Origin of the sequence: Pseudomonas fitomaticsae (assembly GCF_021018765.1) — a bacterium.
GTDB lineage: Bacteria > Pseudomonadota > Gammaproteobacteria > Pseudomonadales > Pseudomonadaceae > Aquipseudomonas > Aquipseudomonas fitomaticsae.
Map to the genome: position 1 here is coordinate 1,399,387 of NZ_CP075567.1, position 18,785 is coordinate 1,418,171.

An 18,785-nucleotide genomic window follows, 5' to 3' on the forward strand; every position below is an offset into this window, starting at 1 on the left:
CGCTGTGTACAAGCTCGCGTTTTTTGTTCCCGACAGTCATGTCGAGGTGGTCAAGGACGCTGTATTCGCTGCCGGTGGCGGGCGGATCGGTGACTATGACCACTGTGCGTGGCAGGTGCTTGGATCTGGTCAGTTTCGGCCTCTGGACGGGAGTCAGCCGTTCATTGGTCAGGCTGGGCAGGTTGAGCAGGTCGAGGAGTGGAAGGTTGAGCTTGTTGTTGGCGATGAGTTGATTCGCTCGGTAGTGGCGGCTCTTAAGTTGAGCCATCCCTACGAGACGCCGGCTTATGAGGTTTGGCGGTTGGAGGATTTTTGATCTTCCTTGGCTGCTGAATGGGAAACCCGCTGAGAGTGATTTCAGCGGGTTTTTTGGTTTTTGGGGTTGGGTGAATATCCGTTTCTTCGGGTGTTGCCGCTGGCGGTTCCGCTCTTACAGCGGCTCACTTTTTCAAACGCCAAAAAGTAAGCAAAAGGCTTGGCCCCGGCGTTCGGCACCTCGCCTAGGCTCGGTGTTCCTTCGCTCCGGGATTCATCCGGGGGGCACCGCCTACGGTTTGCTTCGCTGCACCTCCTCTCGGTGTGTTCGACTTCGTCGAACGGCGCTGCGCGCCCACCCCCGGACAAATCCCTCCACTCAGCCTGCCGATGGGGCCAAAAGATCAAGAGCCTTACTCGAGCTAACGCTCATCGTGTTGAGTGGTGAGAAGCGGGAAGCGAATGCGGGCTCCTTTTGATCGTTCCCACGCTCTGCGTGGGAATGCCGCCCGGGACGCTCCGCGTTCCATTTTCGAATGTTTAAAGATGTGGGGGATTTACCGAGACTTCCCACAGGCTTTTCAGGTTGCCCCTCGGAAGTCCCGGTCCTATTGTGGTCGGGGTGTCTCAAATGGCCTGTCAGCTCTACTTACAACAGCACGAAGTGACCACCTGGAGGAATCAGATGTTGAAGTCATTTGACGATCACGTCCTTTCATCCGCATTGGACACTTTGGTCAGAAGTCCTCTGGATCAGGCTGATGGCGTAGCGTTGGTGAATGCCGCCAAAGAGGTCTGGTATTCAGAGTCGAATCTTGAGAGTGAGGTCAAAACCTTCCTCGCATTTCATTGCGATGAAACCGAGCGCCGTCGGGCGGCTTATCTGCTTGAGCGATTCACTCGTTTTGCTTGCGTATCGGATAACCGCGTAATGGAAACGCTTCACGCGCTTGAGCTTTTCACCCATTCAACACCCAAGCAGAACGTGACACCTCAAAAAGCGGTTTCTTTACGCAATCGTTGTGATGAGTTGGCTGTCGCTTGGGGATTGAAAGAAAGTCTGGGTTTGAAAGTTCAGACACTCATGCCATTCCAGACCCGGCACTACGAGGCAGAACAGCGAGGAAAGCTGTCGTGAGGTTAACGCGCGTAAACAAGAAACCCGGCCTAGGCCGGGTTTCTTGTTTTTAATCGCTTCAAGTCGAAACTTGATGGCAACCATCAGACTTTTGCACTCACCTCACTCCGATTAACCAACCCCTCCAGCGCCGCACTCAAACTCTGCGCCCGCTCACCCACCAGCAAGTGCCATACACCGTCTTCCAGCGCGCTCACACCCAGACATCCAAGCTCTTTCAACCGGCTTTCCGACAGCGCCTTGCCATTGGCCAGTTGCAGGCGAATCCGGCTCATGGCGATGCAGTCGAGTTGCAGCACGTTGTCGCTGCCGCCCAAGGCGGTCAGCCATTGCTGTGCCTGGGGTGTGGAGATTGCGACGGGTTCGCTGGTTTCGACGACGGCGACAGGAGCAGTAGTCGCTGCGGCTCGCCCCAATGCCGGCATCGCCAGGCGGATTTCGTCGGCAATGCTGTCGGCCATCGGTCCGACAACCACCTGCAAACTTCCACCCTTGCCCGGACGCACAACGGCCATCGCGCCCAGTGCTTTCAGGTCTGCGTCCGAGGCTTTGTTGCGATCGACCATTTCCAGTCGCAGTCGCGTGGTGCACGCGCCGACGGTGACCAGATTTTCCGCGCCGCCGAGTGCCTTGATGTAAGCGCCGGCGCGTTCGTTTTCGGTCAGGACCGCTTTGTCGGCGGTGGCGACGTCTTCGCGTCCCGGGGTTTTCAAATTGAAGCGGCGGATGCAGAAGTCGAACACCGCGTAGTAGATGACCGCATACGCAAGGCCCACCGGTACCACTAGCCAGCCGTTGGTCGAGCGTCCCCAGCCCAGCACCATGTCGATGAAACCGCCGGAGAAGGTGAAGCCCAGGTGGATGTTCAATGCGTTGGTGATTGCCATCGACAGGCCGGTCAGCAGCGCATGCAGCAGGAACAGCAGCGGTGCGAGGAACATGAAGGCGAATTCGATGGGTTCGGTGACGCCGGTGAGGAACGCGGTCAGGGCCATCGACAGGAAGATCCCGCCCATGACTTTGCGGCGCTCCGGCAGGGCGTTGCGGTACATCGCCAGGCAGGCGGCGGGGAGGCCGAAGATCATCACCGGGAACATGCCGGTCATGAATTGGCCGCCTTTCGGGTCGCCGGCGAAGTAGCGGGACAGGTCACCCGTGACCAGTGCGCCGGTGGTCGGGTCGGTGAAGTTGCCGAACACGAACCACGCCATGTTGTTGAGGATGTGGTGCAGGCCGGTGACGATCAGCAGGCGGTTGAACACGCCGAAGACGAAGGCGCCGAAGCTGCCGCTTTCCATCAGCAAAGTGCCGAAGCCGTTGATGCCGTGCTGGATCGGCGGCCAGATGTAGCCGAACAGCACGCCCAGGCCGACCGCGCTGAACCCGGTGACGATGGGCACGAAACGCCGGCCGCCGAAGAATGCCAGGTACTCCGGCAGCTTGATGTCCTTGAAGCGGTTGTACAGCGCCCCGGCCATCAGGCCGCTGACGATCCCGGCGAGCATGCCCATGTTGATGCTGGCGTCGAGCACCTTGAGCGTGGAGATCATCACCAGGTAACCGATCACCCCGGCCAGACCTGCGGTGCCGTTGTTGTCTTTGGCGAAGCCGACCGCGATACCGATGGCGAAGATCATCGCCAGGTTGGCGAAGATCACCTGACCGGCGTCGTGGATGATCGCGATGTTCAGGAGGTCGGTATCGCCCAGGCGTAGCAGCAGGCCGGCGATCGGCAGGATCGCGATCGGCAGCATCAGTGCCCGGCCGAGGCGTTGCAGGCCTTCGATGAAAAGTTGATACATGGCGTTTGTCCTTGTTGTTTTTGTTAGCGCAGAGGCCAATGTTGATGACAGGCATGACGCACCGCGGCGGCGCTGCTCAGCTTGAGCAAGTCCCGGGCAAGGCGTTGGCATTCGGCTTCGTGCAACTGGCGCACGCGATCCTTGATTTCGCCGATCTGTACCGGGCTCACCGACAGTTCGGTCACGCCCAGGCCGATCAACACTGGCGTCGCCAGCGGATCGGAAGCCAGGGCGCCGCACACGCCGACCCAGCGTTTATGCACCGCCGCGCCTTCGCAGGTCATGGCGATCAGGCGCAGCAGCGCCGGGTGCAAGGCATCGACCCGTGCGGCGAGGCCCGCGTGGTCGCGGTCCATGGCCAGGGTGTATTGCGACAGGTCGTTGGTGCCGATGGACAGGAAGTCGGCGTGCTCGGCCAGTTGTTCGGCCTGCAATGCGGCGGCCGGGACTTCGATCATCACGCCGATTTCCGGACGTTGATTGATGCCCAGTTCCAGGCACAGCGCATCGACCCGCTGGCGGATGTGCAGCAGTTCGTCGACCTCCGTGACCATCGGCAACAGGATCCGGCAGCGCTGCAACGGACTGACTTGCAGCAGCGCGCGCAGTTGCTGATCGAGGATTTCCGGGCGGGCCTGGGCCAGGCGAATGCCGCGCAGACCCAGCACCGGGTTGGCTTCCACGGGCAGGGGCAGATAGTCGAGTTGTTTGTCACCGCCGACGTCGATGGTGCGGATGATCACCGACGTGTCGCCCATGGCATCGATCACGGCTTGATAGGCGGCGCGTTGCTCTTCGACGTCCGGCGCTGTGTGGCGATCAACGAACAGGAACTCGGTGCGCAACAGGCCGACGCCGTCGGCGCCGTTGGCAAACGCATCGGCCGCTTCGTGACTGGAGGCGACGTTGGCAACCACTTCGATAACTACGCCATTGCGGGTTTCCGCCGGCAGATGGGCTTGAGCTTGCTGGGCATCGCGCCGTTGTTGGCGGTCGATCTGCGCCTGGCGGACTTCGGCCAGTCGTTCGGTATTCGGCGTCAGTTCGAGGCGACCGCCGTCGGCGTCGAGGACCACCGATTGGCCTTGCGCCTGGTCGAGCAGCGCCGAGCCCAGTGCGACCATGCACGGCAGGCCTTTGCCCCGGGCCAGAATCGCCACATGGGAAGTCGCGCCCCCTTCGGCCATGCACAAACCGGCGACGCCTTGCGCGCTCAATTGCAGCAGATCCGAGGGCGTCAGTTCGTGGGCGGCGACGATGGCGCCGGCCGGCACGTCGTAATGCCAGGCTTCGCCGAGCAGGGCGCGGAGCACCCGCTGCTTGAGGTCGCGCAGGTCGTTGGCGCGCTCGGCCAGCAGCGGGCTGCCGGTGTTTTGCAGCACTTCGCATTGCGCGTCGATGGACTGGCTCCAGGCGTGAGTTGCCGCCGTACCGGTTTCAATCGATTGCTGGGCGGCGTCGAGCAGGGCCGGGTCTTCCAGCAAGGCCAGGTGCGCGGCGAAGATGGCTTCTTCGTCGGCATTGCGCTGCTTTTTCGCCTGGGCGAGGGTGCCGTCGATTTCGCTGCGAACTTGATTCAGCGCCGTGTCGAGGATCTGCAATTGTTGCTCGGGCTGATGATTACCGGAGTCCGCCGGCAGGCTGATCGCGTTCAGGCGAAACAGCGGCCCGCCGACCAGACCCGGTGCGGCGCAAACACCGTGCAACACGCCAGCTTCTGCCGGGCGATTGCGTGGAGTGGTGGCAACCGGTGAGGCGGTGTGATGATCTTCGGGCAGGGCGGTGGCCAATGCGGTGAGCAAGGCCTGCAACGCCGCCTGTGCGTCCGGGCCCTGGCAACTGACCTGCACTTCGTCCTGCTCGCCAATCGCCAGGCCCATCAAACCGATGAGGCTGTTGCACGGCGCCGATTTGCCGGCGAAATGCAGCTGCGACTGGCTCTTGAACCCTTGCGCGGTCTGGCGGATCAACGCCGCCGGGCGCGCATGCAGACCGCCGCGATGGGCGACCTGCACGTGACCGTGAACTTCCGGGCCGCCGAGTTCTTCTGTGTTCGCCGCTGCGGTGTGACGAGCGACGATGTGTAGCAGTGGCTCGCCCACCTTCACCGTTTTCAGGGTGATGGGGCGCGCCTGGAAATCCTGGCTGTTGGTCAGGATCAGCAGGCTGACCAGGCTTTTGCACTGGCGGCCGACCTTGTCCAGGTCATAGCGCAGCAGCGGCTGGCCATTGCTGACCCGCGCGCCTTCCTTGACCAGCATCGAGAACCCTTCGCCCTGCAACTCCACGGTGTCCAGGCCCAGGTGCAGCAACAGCTCGGCGCCGTTGTCGGCGCGCACGGTCAGTGCATGGCCGGTGCGGGCGACGTGGATCACCACGCCGGCGCAGGGCGAGTACAAAGTGTCGTTCAGCGGGTCGATGGCAATGCCGTCGCCCATCGCGCCGCTGGCGAACACCGCGTCCGGGACTTTGGCGAGCGTGAGCACCGGGCCGCTGAGCGGGGCGCTTAAAGTCAGCTCTTTATTGTTGTTGTGCATGGCTCGGTCTCATCAGGAAAACGTTCGGTTCGGACTTAGTGCGTACGAGTGACTTTGCTCAGGTGTCGCGGCTGATCCGGGTCCATGCCACGGGCCACGGCCAGACCGGCCGCCATCACGTAGAAACTCTGGATCGCCAGGATCGGATCGAGGGCCGAGTGTTCGGCACGGCTCAGGGTCAGGTCGCGTTCGCTCACGTCGTCCGGCGCAGCCAGCAGCACGCGGGCGCCACGCTGGCGCATCTCGGCTGCCAGGCTCAGCAGACCGGCCTGTTCGGCACCGCGCGGGGCGAATACAAGCAGCGGGTAGTGTTCGTCGATCAGGGCCATCGGGCCGTGACGGACTTCAGCGCTGCTGAAGGCTTCGGCCTGGATCGCCGAGGTTTCCTTGAATTTCAGCGCGGCTTCCTGGGCAATGGCGAATCCGGCGCCACGGCCGATCACCATCAGGCGTTCGCAATCGCGCAGGGCGTCGATGGCCAGGCTCCAGTCCTGTTGCGCAGCTTCGCGCAGGCCCTCGGGCAGGGCGTTGTGCGCTTCCAGCAATTCGCTGTCTTCTTTCCAGTGGGCGATCAGACGGGCGCTGGCGCTGAGGGTGGCGATGAAACTCTTGGTCGCGGCGACGCTGCTTTCGGTACCGGCCAGCAACGGCAGGCTGAATTCACACGCGGCCTCCAGCGGCGAATCGGCGGCGTTGACCATCGACACGCTGAGGGCGCCGCGTTTGCGCAGCAGACGCAGGCTATTGACCAGATCCGGGCTCTGGCCCGACTGGGAAAACGCGAACGCGACCTGACCGCTGACCTTTAACGGCGCCTGTTGCATGGTCACCACCGACATCGGCAACGACGCCACCGGCACGCCAAGTTGCTGCATGGTCAGGTAGGCGAAGTAGCTCGCCGCATGGTCGGAGCTGCCACGGGCAACGGTCATCGCCACTTGCGGCGGCTGACGGCGCAGGCGTCCGGCGATCTCGATCATTTGCGGGTCGAGCTGTTGCAGTTGGGCTTGCACGGCCTCGAACGAGGACAGCGCCTCCTCAAGCATTTTTGAAGTCAATGTCTTCTCCTTCGACCATGACGGCGGTCAGTGTGAGTGAGCGATCCAGCCGCACGCAGTCGGCCCAGGCGCCAGGTGCAAGGCGCCCGCGTTCGGTGATGCCGAGGTAGTCGGCGGGGAATTGCGAAAGACGTTGCGAGGCCTCGGCGATCGGCAGACCGATCTTCACCAGATTGCGCAGAGCCTGATCCATGGTCAGGGTGCTGCCGGCCAGGGTGCCGTCGGGCAGGCGCACGCCGCCCAGGCATTTGGTGACGGTGTGGCTGCCGAGCTTGTACTCGCCGTCGGGCATGCCGGCGGCGGCGGTCGAGTCGGTGACGCAATACAGGCATGGGATCGAGCGCAGGGCCACGCGGATCGCGCCAGGATGCACGTGCAGCAAGTCCGGAATCAGCTCGGCGAATTTGGCATGGGCCAGCGCCGCGCCGACGATGCCCGGTTCGCGGTGATGCAGCGGGCTCATGGCGTTGTAAAGGTGGGTGAAACTGGTAGCGCCGGCTTCGAGGGCGGCGACGCCTTCCTCGTAACTGCCGAGGGTGTGGCCGATCTGCATGCGGATGCCACGGCTGCTGAGTTCGCGAATCAAACCGTCATGGCCGGCGATTTCCGGGGCGATGGTGATTACCCGGATCGGCGCGAGTGCCAGATAGTCTTCGACCTCGGCCATCAACGCGGTGTGGGCGAAGTTCGGTTGGGCGCCGAGTTTGCCGGGATTGATGTAGGGGCCTTCGAGGTGAACGCCGAGCACCCGGGCGGCGCCTTTCGGACGCTGTTCGCAGAACTCGCCGACCTCCTTGAGCACGCTGGCAATCTCGGCACTCGGCGCGGTCATGGTGGTGGCCAGCAGCGAGGTGGTGCCGAAGCGCACGTGGGTCTTGGTGATGGTCTCGAACGCGCTGGCGCCTTCCATGATGTCCTTGCCGCCACCGCCGTGGACGTGCAGGTCGATGAAACCCGGCAGCAGATAGGGCAGGTCATTGGTCGCCGGATCGCAAGGCACGCCTTCGATCGACACGACTCTGCCGTGTTCGTGGATCAGCCGGCCGCGAATCCAGCCGTCAGCGGTGAGGATGTTGTCTTCAGACATTTCGCTTCTCTCGTTTGGCCTGGCTGCTGATCAGCGGCGAAGCTCTGCAACAAAGTCGTAGTAGTCGTTGCGGCAATAGGTGTCGGTGACTTCGATCGGCGTGTTGTCTTCCAGGTAGCCGACCCGGGTCATCAGCAGCATCGCGGTGCCGGGGGCGATGCCGACGAGTGCGGCGAACTCGTCCGAGGCGTTGATTGCCTGGATGTGCTGCAAGGCGCGCACGATCGGTTTGCCGATGCCATCGAGGTGTTCGTAGAGGGAATCGCCCACCACTTGCGGCTTGGGCATGATCGAGGCGGGCAGGGTGCTCATCTCGATGGCCATCACGGTGTCGTCCGCTTTGCGCAGGCGTTTCATGCGCGCAACCTTGTCGTTCGGTGACAGGCCGAGGCGGATCAGTTCTTCGTGGGTCGGCAGGGTGATTTCCCGCTCCAGCCATTGCGAGCTGGGCACGAAACCCTTGAGGCGCAGCATTTCGCTGAACCCCGACAGGCGCGACAGCGGTTGTTCAAGGCGTGGAGTGATGAAGGTGCCGGAACCTTGCAGGCGGCGGATCAAACCTTGATCGAGCAGGACTTCCAGCGCCTTGCGGGCGGTGACCCGGGAAATCCCCAGCATTTCGCTGAGATTGCGCTCCGACGGCATCGCCTGTTCGGCTTTCCACTGGCCGGCATGAATCGCCGCTTCCAGATTGCGCGCCAGTTGCAGGTACAGCGGCGTCGGCTGGGAGTCGTCTGGGCGTAGGGCGTGGAGGTCATTCATGTAAGGCATTTCCGGCGCTGGTATAGGATTGTTGTCGCTCGGTAGTCGGGCGAAAACTAATACCACTTGCATACCATGTCAACGCGTCGGAAAGGCCTGTAGTCCTTTGGATTCGGGTGTTTCAGGGTGGGTGGTTTCAAGTGGTATTAGAGGTGGGGGCTGGAAAGCAAAAGATCGCAGTCTGCGGCAGTTCTGGCGGATGAAAGTGGTATCACCGTTCAGAGGTTGCCGCAGGCTGCGATCTTTTGAATTTATTTTTTGCGAGCGACCAATGGTCGGGAGAAAGGGCCGCTTGGCGGCCCTCGCTAGGAGCGTGCTCCCAAGTGACAGAATCAGGGGCGGATTTCGATCATCGTGCCGTCCGGCACCAGGTTCCAGACTTCGCGCATGTCGACGTTGCGCATGGCGATGCAGCCGTCGGTCCAGTCCAGGGTGTGGAACAGTTGTTCCGGGTTGTCCTCGGAGTCCGGCGTGCCGTGGATCATGATCATCCCGCCAGGCTCGACGCCTTCGCGGCGGGCGCGGGCGGAGTCGCTGATGTTCGGGTAGGAGATGTGCATCGACAGGTTGAATTTGTCGCTGGTCTTGCGCCAGTCGATCCAATAGAAACCTTCCGGTGTGCGCTTGTCGCCTTCAATCAGTTTCGGGCCTTTTTTCGCACCTTTGCCCAGGGAGATGCGATAGCTCTTGAGTGGCTTGCCGTCGGCGATCAACTGCAGTTGATGAGCCGATTTGAGCACCAGTACTTTTTCGATGAGCGGGGTGTTCGAAGGCGTCACGGTGGTCACGAATGACGCTTGGGAGACGGTGACGAACGACAGGCAGAACAGGGCAAGCAACCAGCGCATTGAAACGATTCCCCAGAAATGAAGCAGATACTTTATTTATAGATAGTGTGCAGGCGCTGTCGCGGGCTGCGTCAGCCGGTTATCGGCCGGCCGCCGTCGAAATCAAGTGATGGCCGGTTGCGCGAGCGGCGGGATCGATTCGGAGCGAACCGGATAGACTTCGACGCGCCGGTCCGCAAAGAAACATTCCAGGGTGCGGCCCACCGTGCGGAAGGCCAGTTCGTCCCAGGGAATGTCTTCCTCGTCGAACAGTTGCACTTCCAGGCTTTCGGGGCCGGCGGCGAAATCCAGGTCCGCCAGCTCGGCGCGGAAAAACACATGCACCTGACTGATGTGTGGCACGTCGATCAGGGTGTAGATGCTCAGGTTGCGCACCCGGGCGCAGGCTTCTTCGGCGGTTTCGCGGATGGCGGCCTGCTCGATGGTCTCGCCGTTCTCCATGAACCCGGCGGGCAGCGTCCAGTAACCGAGGCGTGGCTCGATGGCGCGGCGACACAGCAGGACTTTGCTGCCCCAGGTCGGCACGCAACCGGCCACGATATTGGGGTTCTGGTAGTGAATCGTCTGACAGCTGTCGCAGACGAATCGCAGCCGCGAGTCGCCTTCGGGAATGCGCTGGGTCACCGGGTTGCCGCACTGGCTGCAAAATTTCATGCTGGGGTTCCTGAATGCTGCGCCTATCTTGGCGTGCAGCGGTGTCAGTCGGCAAGTTGTCGTTTCGCGACATGACGCCCGTTCGGGGCTTGGGCGGTCGCAATGATTGGTGCATGATGCAGGGTAAGGCACCGATCGAGAACACTTATGCTGGACGAGCTACTGCACCGGGTAAGCAATCACACGCCGCGCACGCTGGAGACCGACGCGCGTTTCCCCGAGGCCGCTGTCCTGGTGCCGATTACTCGCAGTGACGAACCCGAACTTGTCCTCACCCTGCGCGCCAGCGGGCTCTCGACCCACGGCGGCGAAGTCGCCTTCCCCGGTGGACGGCGGGATCCGGAAGACCCGGACCTGATCTTCACCGCCCTGCGTGAAGCCGAAGAGGAAATCGGCCTGCCGCCGGGACTGGTCGAAGTGATCGGTCCGATCAGCCCGCTGATTTCCCTGCATGGCATCAAGGTCACGCCGTATGTCGGGGTGATTCCCGATTTTGTCGAATACCAGGCCAATGATGCCGAGATCGCTGCGGTGTTCAGTGTGCCGCTGGAATTCTTCCGCAAGGATCCGCGCGAACACACCCATCGCATCGACTATCAGGGTCGCAGTTGGTACGTGCCGAGCTATCGTTACGGCGAATACAAGATCTGGGGGCTGACGGCGATCATGATCGTCGAGTTGATCAACCTGCTCTATGACGCCAAAATCAGCCTGCATCAGCCGCCTAAAAGCTTTATCAATACCTGAAGCCATCGTTCGAATGGCCAGCCATCGTGAGCCCTGAGGAAAACAAGATGAAATACCGCCTGGGCGACGCCCGTGTCGAAACCCATCCGCAGAGCTGGGTCGCCCCCAACGCCGTGCTCGTGGGCAAGGTCAAACTGGAAGAGGGCGCCAACGTCTGGTTCAACGCCGTACTACGCGGCGACAACGAACTGATCCTGATCGGCAAGAACAGCAACGTGCAGGACGGCACGGTGATGCACACCGACATGGGCTATCCGCTGACCATCGGCACCGGCGTGACCATCGGCCATAACGCCATGCTCCACGGCTGCACGGTCGGCGACTACAGCCTGATCGGCATCAACGCGGTCATCCTCAACGGCGCGAAGATCGGCAAGAACTGCATCATCGGCGCCAATTCGCTGATCGGCGAAGGCAAGGAAATTCCTGACGGTTCGCTGGTGATGGGCTCGCCGGGCAAGGTCGTGCGCGAACTCACCGAGCCGCAGAAGAAGATGCTCGAAGCCAGTGCCGCGCACTATGTGCATAACTCCCAGCGCTACGCGCGCGATCTGGTCGAGCAGGAAGAATGACGACCCCGGAAAGACCTGTCGCCTCGCCGTGCGTGAGCATTTGCGCGCTGGACGAGGATGACATTTGCACCGGTTGTCAGCGCACAGTCGAGGAAATTACTCGCTGGAGCCGGATGACGAATGATGAACGTCGGGTTGTACTCGGACTCTGTCATGAGCGGGCGAAGGCCAGTGGTCTGGTCTGGATGATCGGCAAAACGCCGGGGCAATAACCGATTTGATTGGCGCCATCGAAGGGCTGAAGTAACCTGTGCGCCAAATTGACAGGTCACGCCCATGATTTTCCTCATCGCTTACATCAGCAGCGTCGTGCTGATCAACTTCGCCTTCTCCACGGCGCCGCATCTGGACATCATCTGGTCGGCCTGGGGCGGACTGGTGTTCGTGCTGCGCGACATGGTGCAAATCCGCTTCGGCCACGGCGCGATTGTGGCGATGCTGGCGGCGCTGGTGCTGTCCTATGTCACGTCCGATCCGTCGATTGCGCTGGCCAGCGCCACGGCATTCGCGGTCTCCGAGTGCATTGACTGGCTGGTGTTCACCATCACCAAGCGCCCGTTGCGGGACCGCTTGTGGATCAGCTCGGCGCTGAGCATTCCCCTCGACACCTTCATCTTCTTCGGCATGATCGACCTGCTCACGCCGCCGGTGCTTATCACCGCGCTGGCCTCGAAGTTCGCCGGTGTGACTGCGGTCTGGCTGATCATGGCCTGGCGTGAACGCAAACAGGCTGTCGCCGGCTGAAGCCAAACCCTCAGGTTCATGTAAAATGCCGCGCTTTCTCCCCATGGAAAGCGCGTCTGGCGTTGCTTTCCTCGATGATCCGCTTCTTTGAGGACCTGAGATGACCCGTATCGGAACTCCATTGTCGCCGACCGCGACCCGCGTATTGCTGTGTGGCTGTGGTGAGCTGGGCAAGGAAGTGGTGATCGAGCTGCAACGCCTGGGCGTTGAAGTGATCGCCGTTGACCGTTACGCCAATGCGCCGGCCATGCAGGTCGCCCATCGCAGCCATGTGATCAACATGCTCGACGGCGCCGCCCTGCGTGCCGTGATCGAAGCCGAGAAACCGCACTTCATCGTGCCGGAAATCGAAGCCATCGCCACCGCCACCCTGGTCGAACTGGAAGCCGAAGGCTTCACCGTGATCCCGACCGCTCGCGCCGCGCAACTGACCATGAACCGCGAAGGCATCCGTCGTCTGGCCGCCGAAGAGCTGGATCTGCCGACCTCGCCGTACCACTTCGCCGACACCTTCGAGGACTACAGCAAGGCTGTTCAGGACCTGGGTTTCCCGTGCGTCGTCAAACCGGTGATGAGTTCCTCGGGCAAGGGCCAGAGCCTGCTGCGCAGCGCCGATGACGTGCAGAAAGCCTGGGATTACGCCCAAGAGGGCGGTCGCGCCGGCAAAGGTCGCGTGATCATCGAAGGCTTCATCGATTTCGACTACGAAATCACTCTGCTGACCGTGCGTCACGTTGGCGGCACCACGTTCTGTGCGCCGGTCGGCCACCGTCAGGAAAAGGGCGACTATCAGGAATCCTGGCAGCCACAGGCCATGAGCCCGGTGGCGCTGGCTGAATCCGAGCGTGTAGCCAAAGCCGTGACCGAAGCGTTGGGTGGTCGTGGCCTGTTCGGTGTCGAGCTGTTCATCAAGGGCGATCAGGTGTGGTTCAGCGAAGTGTCGCCGCGTCCGCATGACACCGGTCTGGTGACCCTGATTTCCCAGGATCTGTCGCAGTTCGCACTGCACGCCCGGGCGATCCTCGGTCTGCCGGTGCCACTGATCCGTCAGTTCGGCCCATCGGCCTCGGCGGTGATTCTGGTGGAAGGCCAGTCGACCCAGACCGCATTCGCCAACCTCGGCGCTGCACTGAGCGAGCCGGATACCGCGCTGCGTCTGTTCGGCAAGCCTGAAGTCAATGGTCAGCGCCGCATGGGTGTTGCGCTGGCCCGTGACGAATCGATTGAAGCCGCTCGCGCCAAGGCGACCCGTGCTTCTCAGGCTGTTGTTGTAGAGCTGTAATCACGCCATCTGATCGCTCCCGCCCACGCGGGAGCGATCAGGGCATTTACGACACCTGATTCAAATCGTTATTGCGCGTTTCCTTCAGGCACAGCACAGCGATCAGGCTGAGCACCGCGGCCGCCGACACATACCCGCCGACGTAACTCAAACCACCCATCGCCACCAGTTTCTGCGCAAAGAACGGCGCCGCCGAGGCTCCGACAATCCCGCCGAGGTTGTAGGCTGCCGATGCACCGGTATACCGGACATGCGTCGGAAACAGTTCCGGCAGCAGCGCGCCCATCGGGGCGAATGTCACCCCCATCAGAAACAGCTCGATGCACAGGAATAGCGCCACGCCCCAGGTCGATCCCTGAGTCAGCAGCGGCTCCATCAGAAACCCGGAAAGAATTGCCAGCAGACCGCCGACGATCAGCACCGGCTTGCGCCCGTAACGGTCACTGGCCCAGGCTGACAGCGGCGTCGCGGCTGCCATGAACAGCACCGCGAAACAGAGCAATCCGAGGAAAGTCTCGCGGCTGTAACCCAATGTGGATACGCCGTAGCTCAGGGAAAACACGGTCGAGATGTAGAACAGCGCATAGCAGACCACCATGGCGGCGGCGCCCAGCAGCGTCGGTGCCCAGTATTGGCTGAACAGCTCGACCAGCGGCACTTTCACTCGCTCCTGACGGGCGATGGCATTGGCGAACACCGGGGTTTCGTGGAGCTTGAGGCGCACGTACAACCCGACCATCACCAGCGCCGCACTGAGCAGAAACGGAATCCGCCATCCCCAGCTGCGGAATTGCTCATCATTGAGCGTCATGGCCAGCGTCAGGAACAGACCGTTGGCCGCCAGAAAGCCAATCGAAGGGCCGAGTTGCGGGAACATGCCGAACCACGCCCGTTTGCCTTTCGGGGCGTTTTCGGTGGCCAGCAGCGCCGCGCCGCCCCATTCGCCACCCAATCCCAGGCCCTGGCCGAAGCGCAGCACGCAAAGCAGGATTGGCGCCCAGGCCCCGATGCTGTCGTAGCCTGGAAGCACGCCGATCAGCGTGGTGCAGACACCCATCAGCAGCAGCGAAGCGACCAAAGTCGATTTGCGCCCGATTCGGTCGCCGAAGTGGCCGAACAGCGCCGAACCCAAAGGTCGGGCGAGGAAGGCGATACCGAAGGTCAGGAATGCCGAGAGCATCTGCGCCGTACCGGAGGTTTGCGGGAAGAACACCGGTCCGATCACCAGCGCAGCGGCGGTGGCGTAGACGTAGAAGTCGTAGAACTCGATGGCCGTGCCGATGAAACTCGCCGTGGCCACGCGGGTGGCGGAGTTGGCCGGTTGGGCAGGCGTGGTGTCGCTGTAAGCGGTACTGGTCGTCATGCGGTGATCCCTGACAGTCATGAGCTCCGTTGGAGCGAATTATTATGGTCGAACACCCAGGGATGTGGGATGAGGCGCGAGCGCTGCTTCAGGTAGGAACAGTCGTCGGTGTGATGCGGATATTGCCGATGAACCGGCCGGAACTTGTTGGGTGCGGGGTAAGCACGCGGTTCGGCGGGGCTTGGGTAAGCATCGCGATTATAGGAAGGTGGCTAACGATTGAACAAGGGGCTGTCTAGCGCGCCGTTACCAGCGCCGGAACGGAAGTGGTGTGCCAGATCAGGACTTTGCTCACCCGGTTCTCTTCGGTTTCGAGAATTTCCAGCCGGTAGCGGCCGATCTTCAGGCAGACCGCGCTTTCCGGGATGGTTTCCAGCGCTTCGGTGACCAGGCCATTCAGGGTCCGGGGGCCGTCGCTGGGCAGGTGCCAGCCCAGACATTTGTTCAGCTCGCGGATCGAAGCGGCGCCATCGATCACCATGCGGCCATCGGCTTGCGGGTGGATATGCGGATTGTCGAGGCTGTGTTCGCTTTCGAATTCGCCGACGATCTCTTCGAGAATGTCTTCCAGAGTGACGATACCGAGGACTTCGCCGTACTCGTCCACCACCATGCCCAGACGCCGCTGCTGCTTGTGGAAGTTCAGCAGTTGCAGTTGCAGCGGGGTGCTTTCAGGGACGAAATACGGCTCATAACTGGCTGCCAGCAACGCTTCGCGGGTCAGGTTGCCATTGTCCAGCAGGTGCCGGATCTGGCGGGTGTTGAGCACCGCTTCGACCTGATTGATATCGCTGTGGAAGACCGGCAGGCGAGTGCGCTTGTTGTGGCGCAATTGCTCGATGATCTCTTCAATCGGGTCATCAAGATTGATGCCGTCGACATCGCTGCGCGGCACCAGAATGTCGTTGACCGTAATGTTGTCCAGTGCATGGATGCCTGCAACCGGGTGCGGGCGCACTGGATGATCCGGATCGTCATGACGCTCCGCCGGCACATCGTCTTCGCTCTGTTGCACCACTTGGGCCTTGCGGATGAAGGGGCGCATCAGCAAACCACTGATGCGGCTGAGCAACCAGGCAAGCGGGTAAACCACCTTCAGCGGGACCGCCAGCAGCGTATTGCCGAACGCCAACACCGCATCCGGATAACGCTGGGCGAGGGCGCGGGGAAAGTAGTCGGCAAAAACCAGCAGCAGGGCGCCGGCGCCGAGGCAAGCCGCCCAGGGGCCGTTTTCTTCACAGAGAAAGATTGCCAGCAGGGTGGCCAGAATGACGGCGAGGGCGCGGCACAGGGTATTGCAGAGGATCAAGCTGTCGAGCGGGAAGCTGAGCTTCGCCAGCGGCTTGTCGCTGGCCCGCGATGCGGTGCGTTGCGCGAGCAGGTGCTGTTGCGCCGCTTCGACGGCGGTAAACAGCCCCGACCAGAGAATCAGCAGGACAAATACTGCGAGCATCGGCCCTATGGGCAAACCGTCCATTTATGCCGCCCGTCAGATGTGCAGGATGTATTCACGGACCAGTTTGCTGCCGAAATACGCGAGCATCAGCAGGCAGAAACCGGCGAGGGTCCAGCGGATTGCCTTGTGGCCGCGCCAGCCGAGGCGGTTACGGCCCCACAGCAGGACGCTGAACACGATCCACGCCAGGCAGGCCAGCAGGGTTTTATGCACCAGGTGCTGGGCAAACAGGTTCTCGACGAACAGCCAGCCGGAGATCAGCGACAGCGACAGCAACGTCCAGCCGGCCCAGAGGAAGCCGAACAACAGGCTTTCCATGGTTTGCAGCGGCGGGAAGTTCTTGATCAGCCCGGACGGGTGCTTGTGCTTGAGCTGATGATCCTGCACCAGCAGCAACAAGGCCTGGAACACCGCGATGGTGAACATGCCGTAGGCGAGGATCGACAGCAGGATGTGCGCAAGGATGCCCGGTTCTTCATCGATGACCTGCACCGTGCCGGTCGGCGCGAATTGCGCCAGCAGCACCGTGATCGCACCCAGCGGGAACAGCAGCACCAGCAGGTTTTCCACCGGGATCCGCGAGCAGGCCAGCAGGGTGAGGGCGATGACGGCCGCAGCAATCAGGCTCGAGGCGCTGAAGAAATCCAGGCCCAGGCCGATCGGCGTCAATAAATGGGTAAGCAGGCTGGCGCTGTGGGCCAGCACGGCGAGGACGCCGAGCGAGACCAGCAGGCGCTTGTTGGCCTTGGCGCCAGTGGCCAGGCGGGTGCCCTGATAGAGGGTCGCAGCGGCATAGAGAAGGGCGGCGGCGAGGGTGGTCAGCAAACTCGGTGACAAGGGGAGCATAAATCCTGTTAGGCAAGCCCGAAAGGGGCTGAGTTTGGCATAGAACCGCCATTGCACGAAAGACCGGCAAGCTGACAGCGAGGTGTCCGCCAGACGCAGTCTTCGCTATAATCCGCGACCTGCCCACGCCGCAGGCTCGCCGAGCACATGTTGATTCCGGTCTGGGCCGCCATTATCCCGGTCTACACAGGGCCTGAAAGGATCGCGCAATGTTTGAAAACTTAACCGACCGTCTCTCGCAGACGCTGCGCCATGTCACCGGCAAGGCGAAGCTGACCGAGGACAATATCAAAGACACCCTGCGCGAAGTGCGCATGGCGTTGCTCGAAGCCGACGTCGCCCTGCCGGTGGTCAAGGACTTCGTCAATTCGGTCAAGGAACGCGCTGTCGGCACCGAGGTGTCGCGCAGCCTGACGCCGGGCCAGGCGTTCGTGAAGATCGTCCAGGCCGAACTCGAAAGCCTGATGGGCGCGGCCAACGAAGACTTGAACCTGAGCGCAGTGCCGCCCGCCGTCATTCTGATGGCCGGTCTACAGGGCGCGGGTAAAACCACCACCGCCGGCAAACTGGCGCGCTTCCTTAAGGAGCGCAAGAAGAAGTCGGTCATGGTCGTGTCGGCGGACATCTATCGTCCTGCGGCTATTAAACAGCTGGAAACCCTGGCCAACGACATCGGCGTGACGTTCTTCCCGTCCGACCTGAGCCAGAAGCCGGTCGACATCGCCAGCGCAGCTATTAAAGAAGCAAAACTGAAATTCATCGACGTGGTCATCGTCGACACCGCCGGTCGTCTGCACATCGACGAAGAGATGATGGGCGAGATCAAGGCGCTGCACGCCGCGATCAATCCGGTTGAAACCCTGTTCGTGGTTGACGCCATGACCGGTCAGGACGCGGCCAACACGGCCAAGGCCTTCGGTGATGCACTGCCGCTGACCGGTGTGATCCTGACCAAGGTCGACGGTGATGCCCGTGGCGGCGCCGCGCTGTCCGTTCGCGCAATCACCGGCAAGCCGATCAAGTTCATCGGTATGGGCGAGAAGAGCGAAGCGCTCGATCCGTTCCACCCTGAGCGTATCGCTTCGCGGATCCTCGGCATGGGCGACGTGCTCAGCCTGATCGAACAGGCGGAAGCGACCCTCGACAAGGACAAGGCCGACAAGCTGGCCAAGAAGCTGAAGAAGGGCAAGGGCTTCGACCTCGAAGACTTCCGCGATCAGTTGCAACAGATGAAGAACATGGGCGGCCTCGGCGGGCTCATGGATAAACTGCCGAACATCGGTGGCGTCAATCTCTCGCAAATGGGCAACGCCCAGAACGCCGCAGAGAAGCAGTTCAAACAGATGGAAGCCATCATCAACTCCATGACCCCGGCCGAGCGCCGCGACCCTGAGCTGATCAGCGGCTCGCGCAAGCGCCGGATCGCCATGGGTTCCGGCACCCAGGTGCAGGACATCGGTCGCTTGATCAAGCAGCACAAGCAGATGCAGAAGATGATGAAGAAATTCTCCGCCAAGGGCGGAATGGCGAAAATGATGCGCGGCATGGGCGGAATGTTGCCCGGCGGCGGCATGCCAAAGATGTAAAGACTTCGCCGGTCGTCGCACCGGCGCAGACCCCGCAAGGAAGCGGGA

Annotated in this window: 18 protein-coding genes; 8 read left to right on the forward strand and 10 right to left on the reverse strand. The window is 61.9% G+C overall.

From position 1 onward, the window contains the following. Positions 1–4 precede the first annotated feature (4 nt). On the forward strand, positions 5–316 hold the full coding sequence (locus KJY40_RS06155; RefSeq protein WP_230735621.1) for a Nif3-like dinuclear metal center hexameric protein: 312 nt from the start codon (positions 5–7) through the stop codon (positions 314–316). 624 nt (positions 317–940) lie between these two features. Beyond that, positions 941–1,393, forward strand: coding sequence for a hypothetical protein (locus KJY40_RS06160; protein WP_230735623.1), 453 nt, complete (start codon positions 941–943; stop codon positions 1,391–1,393). A gap of 83 nt (positions 1,394–1,476) precedes the next feature. Here the strand turns inward: KJY40_RS06160 and nagE are convergent, their stop codons facing one another. From nagE to KJY40_RS06195, 7 genes are all read right to left on the reverse strand, one after another. Further along, positions 1,477–3,195 (reverse strand): N-acetylglucosamine-specific PTS transporter subunit IIBC, encoded by a 1,719-nt coding sequence (gene nagE, locus KJY40_RS06165; RefSeq protein WP_230735626.1) that lies wholly within the window; start codon positions 3,193–3,195, stop codon positions 1,477–1,479. A gap of 23 nt (positions 3,196–3,218) precedes the next feature. Then, complete coding sequence (ptsP, locus tag KJY40_RS06170) at positions 3,219–5,732, reverse strand: phosphoenolpyruvate--protein phosphotransferase (protein ID WP_230735628.1); 2,514 nt, start codon at positions 5,730–5,732, stop codon at positions 3,219–3,221. Between the two features lie 35 nt (positions 5,733–5,767). Next, positions 5,768–6,778 (reverse strand): SIS domain-containing protein, encoded by a 1,011-nt coding sequence (locus KJY40_RS06175; protein WP_230737655.1) that lies wholly within the window; start codon positions 6,776–6,778, stop codon positions 5,768–5,770. Further along, a complete protein-coding gene (gene nagA, locus KJY40_RS06180; RefSeq protein WP_115076654.1) occupies positions 6,771–7,877 on the reverse strand; it encodes an N-acetylglucosamine-6-phosphate deacetylase in 1,107 nt (368 codons plus the stop codon). Before nagA ends, KJY40_RS06175 begins: the two co-directional genes overlap by 8 nt. Positions 7,878–7,907: 30 nt before the next feature. After that, complete coding sequence (locus tag KJY40_RS06185; protein WP_407681989.1) at positions 7,908–8,639, reverse strand: GntR family transcriptional regulator; 732 nt, start codon at positions 8,637–8,639, stop codon at positions 7,908–7,910. Positions 8,640–8,971: 332 nt separating this feature from the next. Further along, positions 8,972–9,487, reverse strand: a complete 516-nt coding sequence (locus tag KJY40_RS06190) for a L,D-transpeptidase family protein (RefSeq protein WP_007954614.1) — start codon at positions 9,485–9,487, stop codon at positions 8,972–8,974. 102 nt (positions 9,488–9,589) lie between these two features. Continuing rightward, positions 9,590–10,141 carry an NUDIX hydrolase gene (locus tag KJY40_RS06195; protein WP_207985126.1) on the reverse strand — a complete coding sequence of 184 codons (552 nt, stop codon included), beginning with the start codon at positions 10,139–10,141 and terminating at the stop codon, positions 9,590–9,592. A 147-nt stretch (positions 10,142–10,288) separates the two neighbouring features. Here KJY40_RS06195 and KJY40_RS06200 point away from each other — a divergent pair, with 147 nt between their 5' ends. From KJY40_RS06200 to purT, 5 genes are all read left to right on the forward strand, one after another. Continuing rightward, positions 10,289–10,888, forward strand: coding sequence for a CoA pyrophosphatase (locus KJY40_RS06200; protein ID WP_230735632.1), 600 nt, complete (start codon positions 10,289–10,291; stop codon positions 10,886–10,888). Positions 10,889–10,935: 47 nt separating this feature from the next. Next, on the forward strand, positions 10,936–11,460 hold the full coding sequence (locus KJY40_RS06205; protein WP_007954617.1) for a gamma carbonic anhydrase family protein: 525 nt from the start codon (positions 10,936–10,938) through the stop codon (positions 11,458–11,460). Next, on the forward strand, positions 11,457–11,672 hold the full coding sequence (locus tag KJY40_RS06210) for a DUF1289 domain-containing protein (protein ID WP_007954618.1): 216 nt from the start codon (positions 11,457–11,459) through the stop codon (positions 11,670–11,672). Before KJY40_RS06205 ends, KJY40_RS06210 begins: the two co-directional genes overlap by 4 nt. A 64-nt stretch (positions 11,673–11,736) precedes the next feature. Next, positions 11,737–12,204, forward strand: coding sequence for a preQ0 transporter (locus KJY40_RS06215; RefSeq protein ID WP_007954619.1), 468 nt, complete (start codon positions 11,737–11,739; stop codon positions 12,202–12,204). 100 nt (positions 12,205–12,304) lie between these two features. Further along, a complete protein-coding gene (purT, locus tag KJY40_RS06220; protein ID WP_039769540.1) occupies positions 12,305–13,486 on the forward strand; it encodes a formate-dependent phosphoribosylglycinamide formyltransferase in 1,182 nt (393 codons plus the stop codon). Between the two features lie 46 nt (positions 13,487–13,532). On the opposite strand, the gene KJY40_RS06225 is transcribed toward purT, so the two are convergent. The 3 genes from KJY40_RS06225 to KJY40_RS06235 form a co-directional block, all read right to left on the reverse strand. Then, positions 13,533–14,849, reverse strand: coding sequence for an MFS transporter (locus KJY40_RS06225; RefSeq protein WP_230735634.1), 1,317 nt, complete (start codon positions 14,847–14,849; stop codon positions 13,533–13,535). A 235-nt stretch (positions 14,850–15,084) separates the two neighbouring features. Next, entirely contained in the window at positions 15,085–16,326 is a 1,242-nt protein-coding gene (locus tag KJY40_RS06230; protein ID WP_230735636.1) for a transporter associated domain-containing protein, read from the reverse strand. Positions 16,327–16,338: 12 nt separating this feature from the next. Beyond that, the gene (locus tag KJY40_RS06235; RefSeq protein WP_007954625.1) at positions 16,339–17,151 is read right to left on the reverse strand and encodes a cytochrome C assembly family protein; all 813 of its coding nucleotides are present in this window, start codon (positions 17,149–17,151) and stop codon (positions 16,339–16,341) included. Between the two features lie 209 nt (positions 17,152–17,360). Between KJY40_RS06235 and ffh the strand changes: the two genes are divergently transcribed. Further along, positions 17,361–18,737, forward strand: a complete 1,377-nt coding sequence (gene ffh, locus KJY40_RS06240) for a signal recognition particle protein (RefSeq protein ID WP_230735638.1) — start codon at positions 17,361–17,363, stop codon at positions 18,735–18,737. Positions 18,738–18,785: the final 48 nt, after the last annotated feature.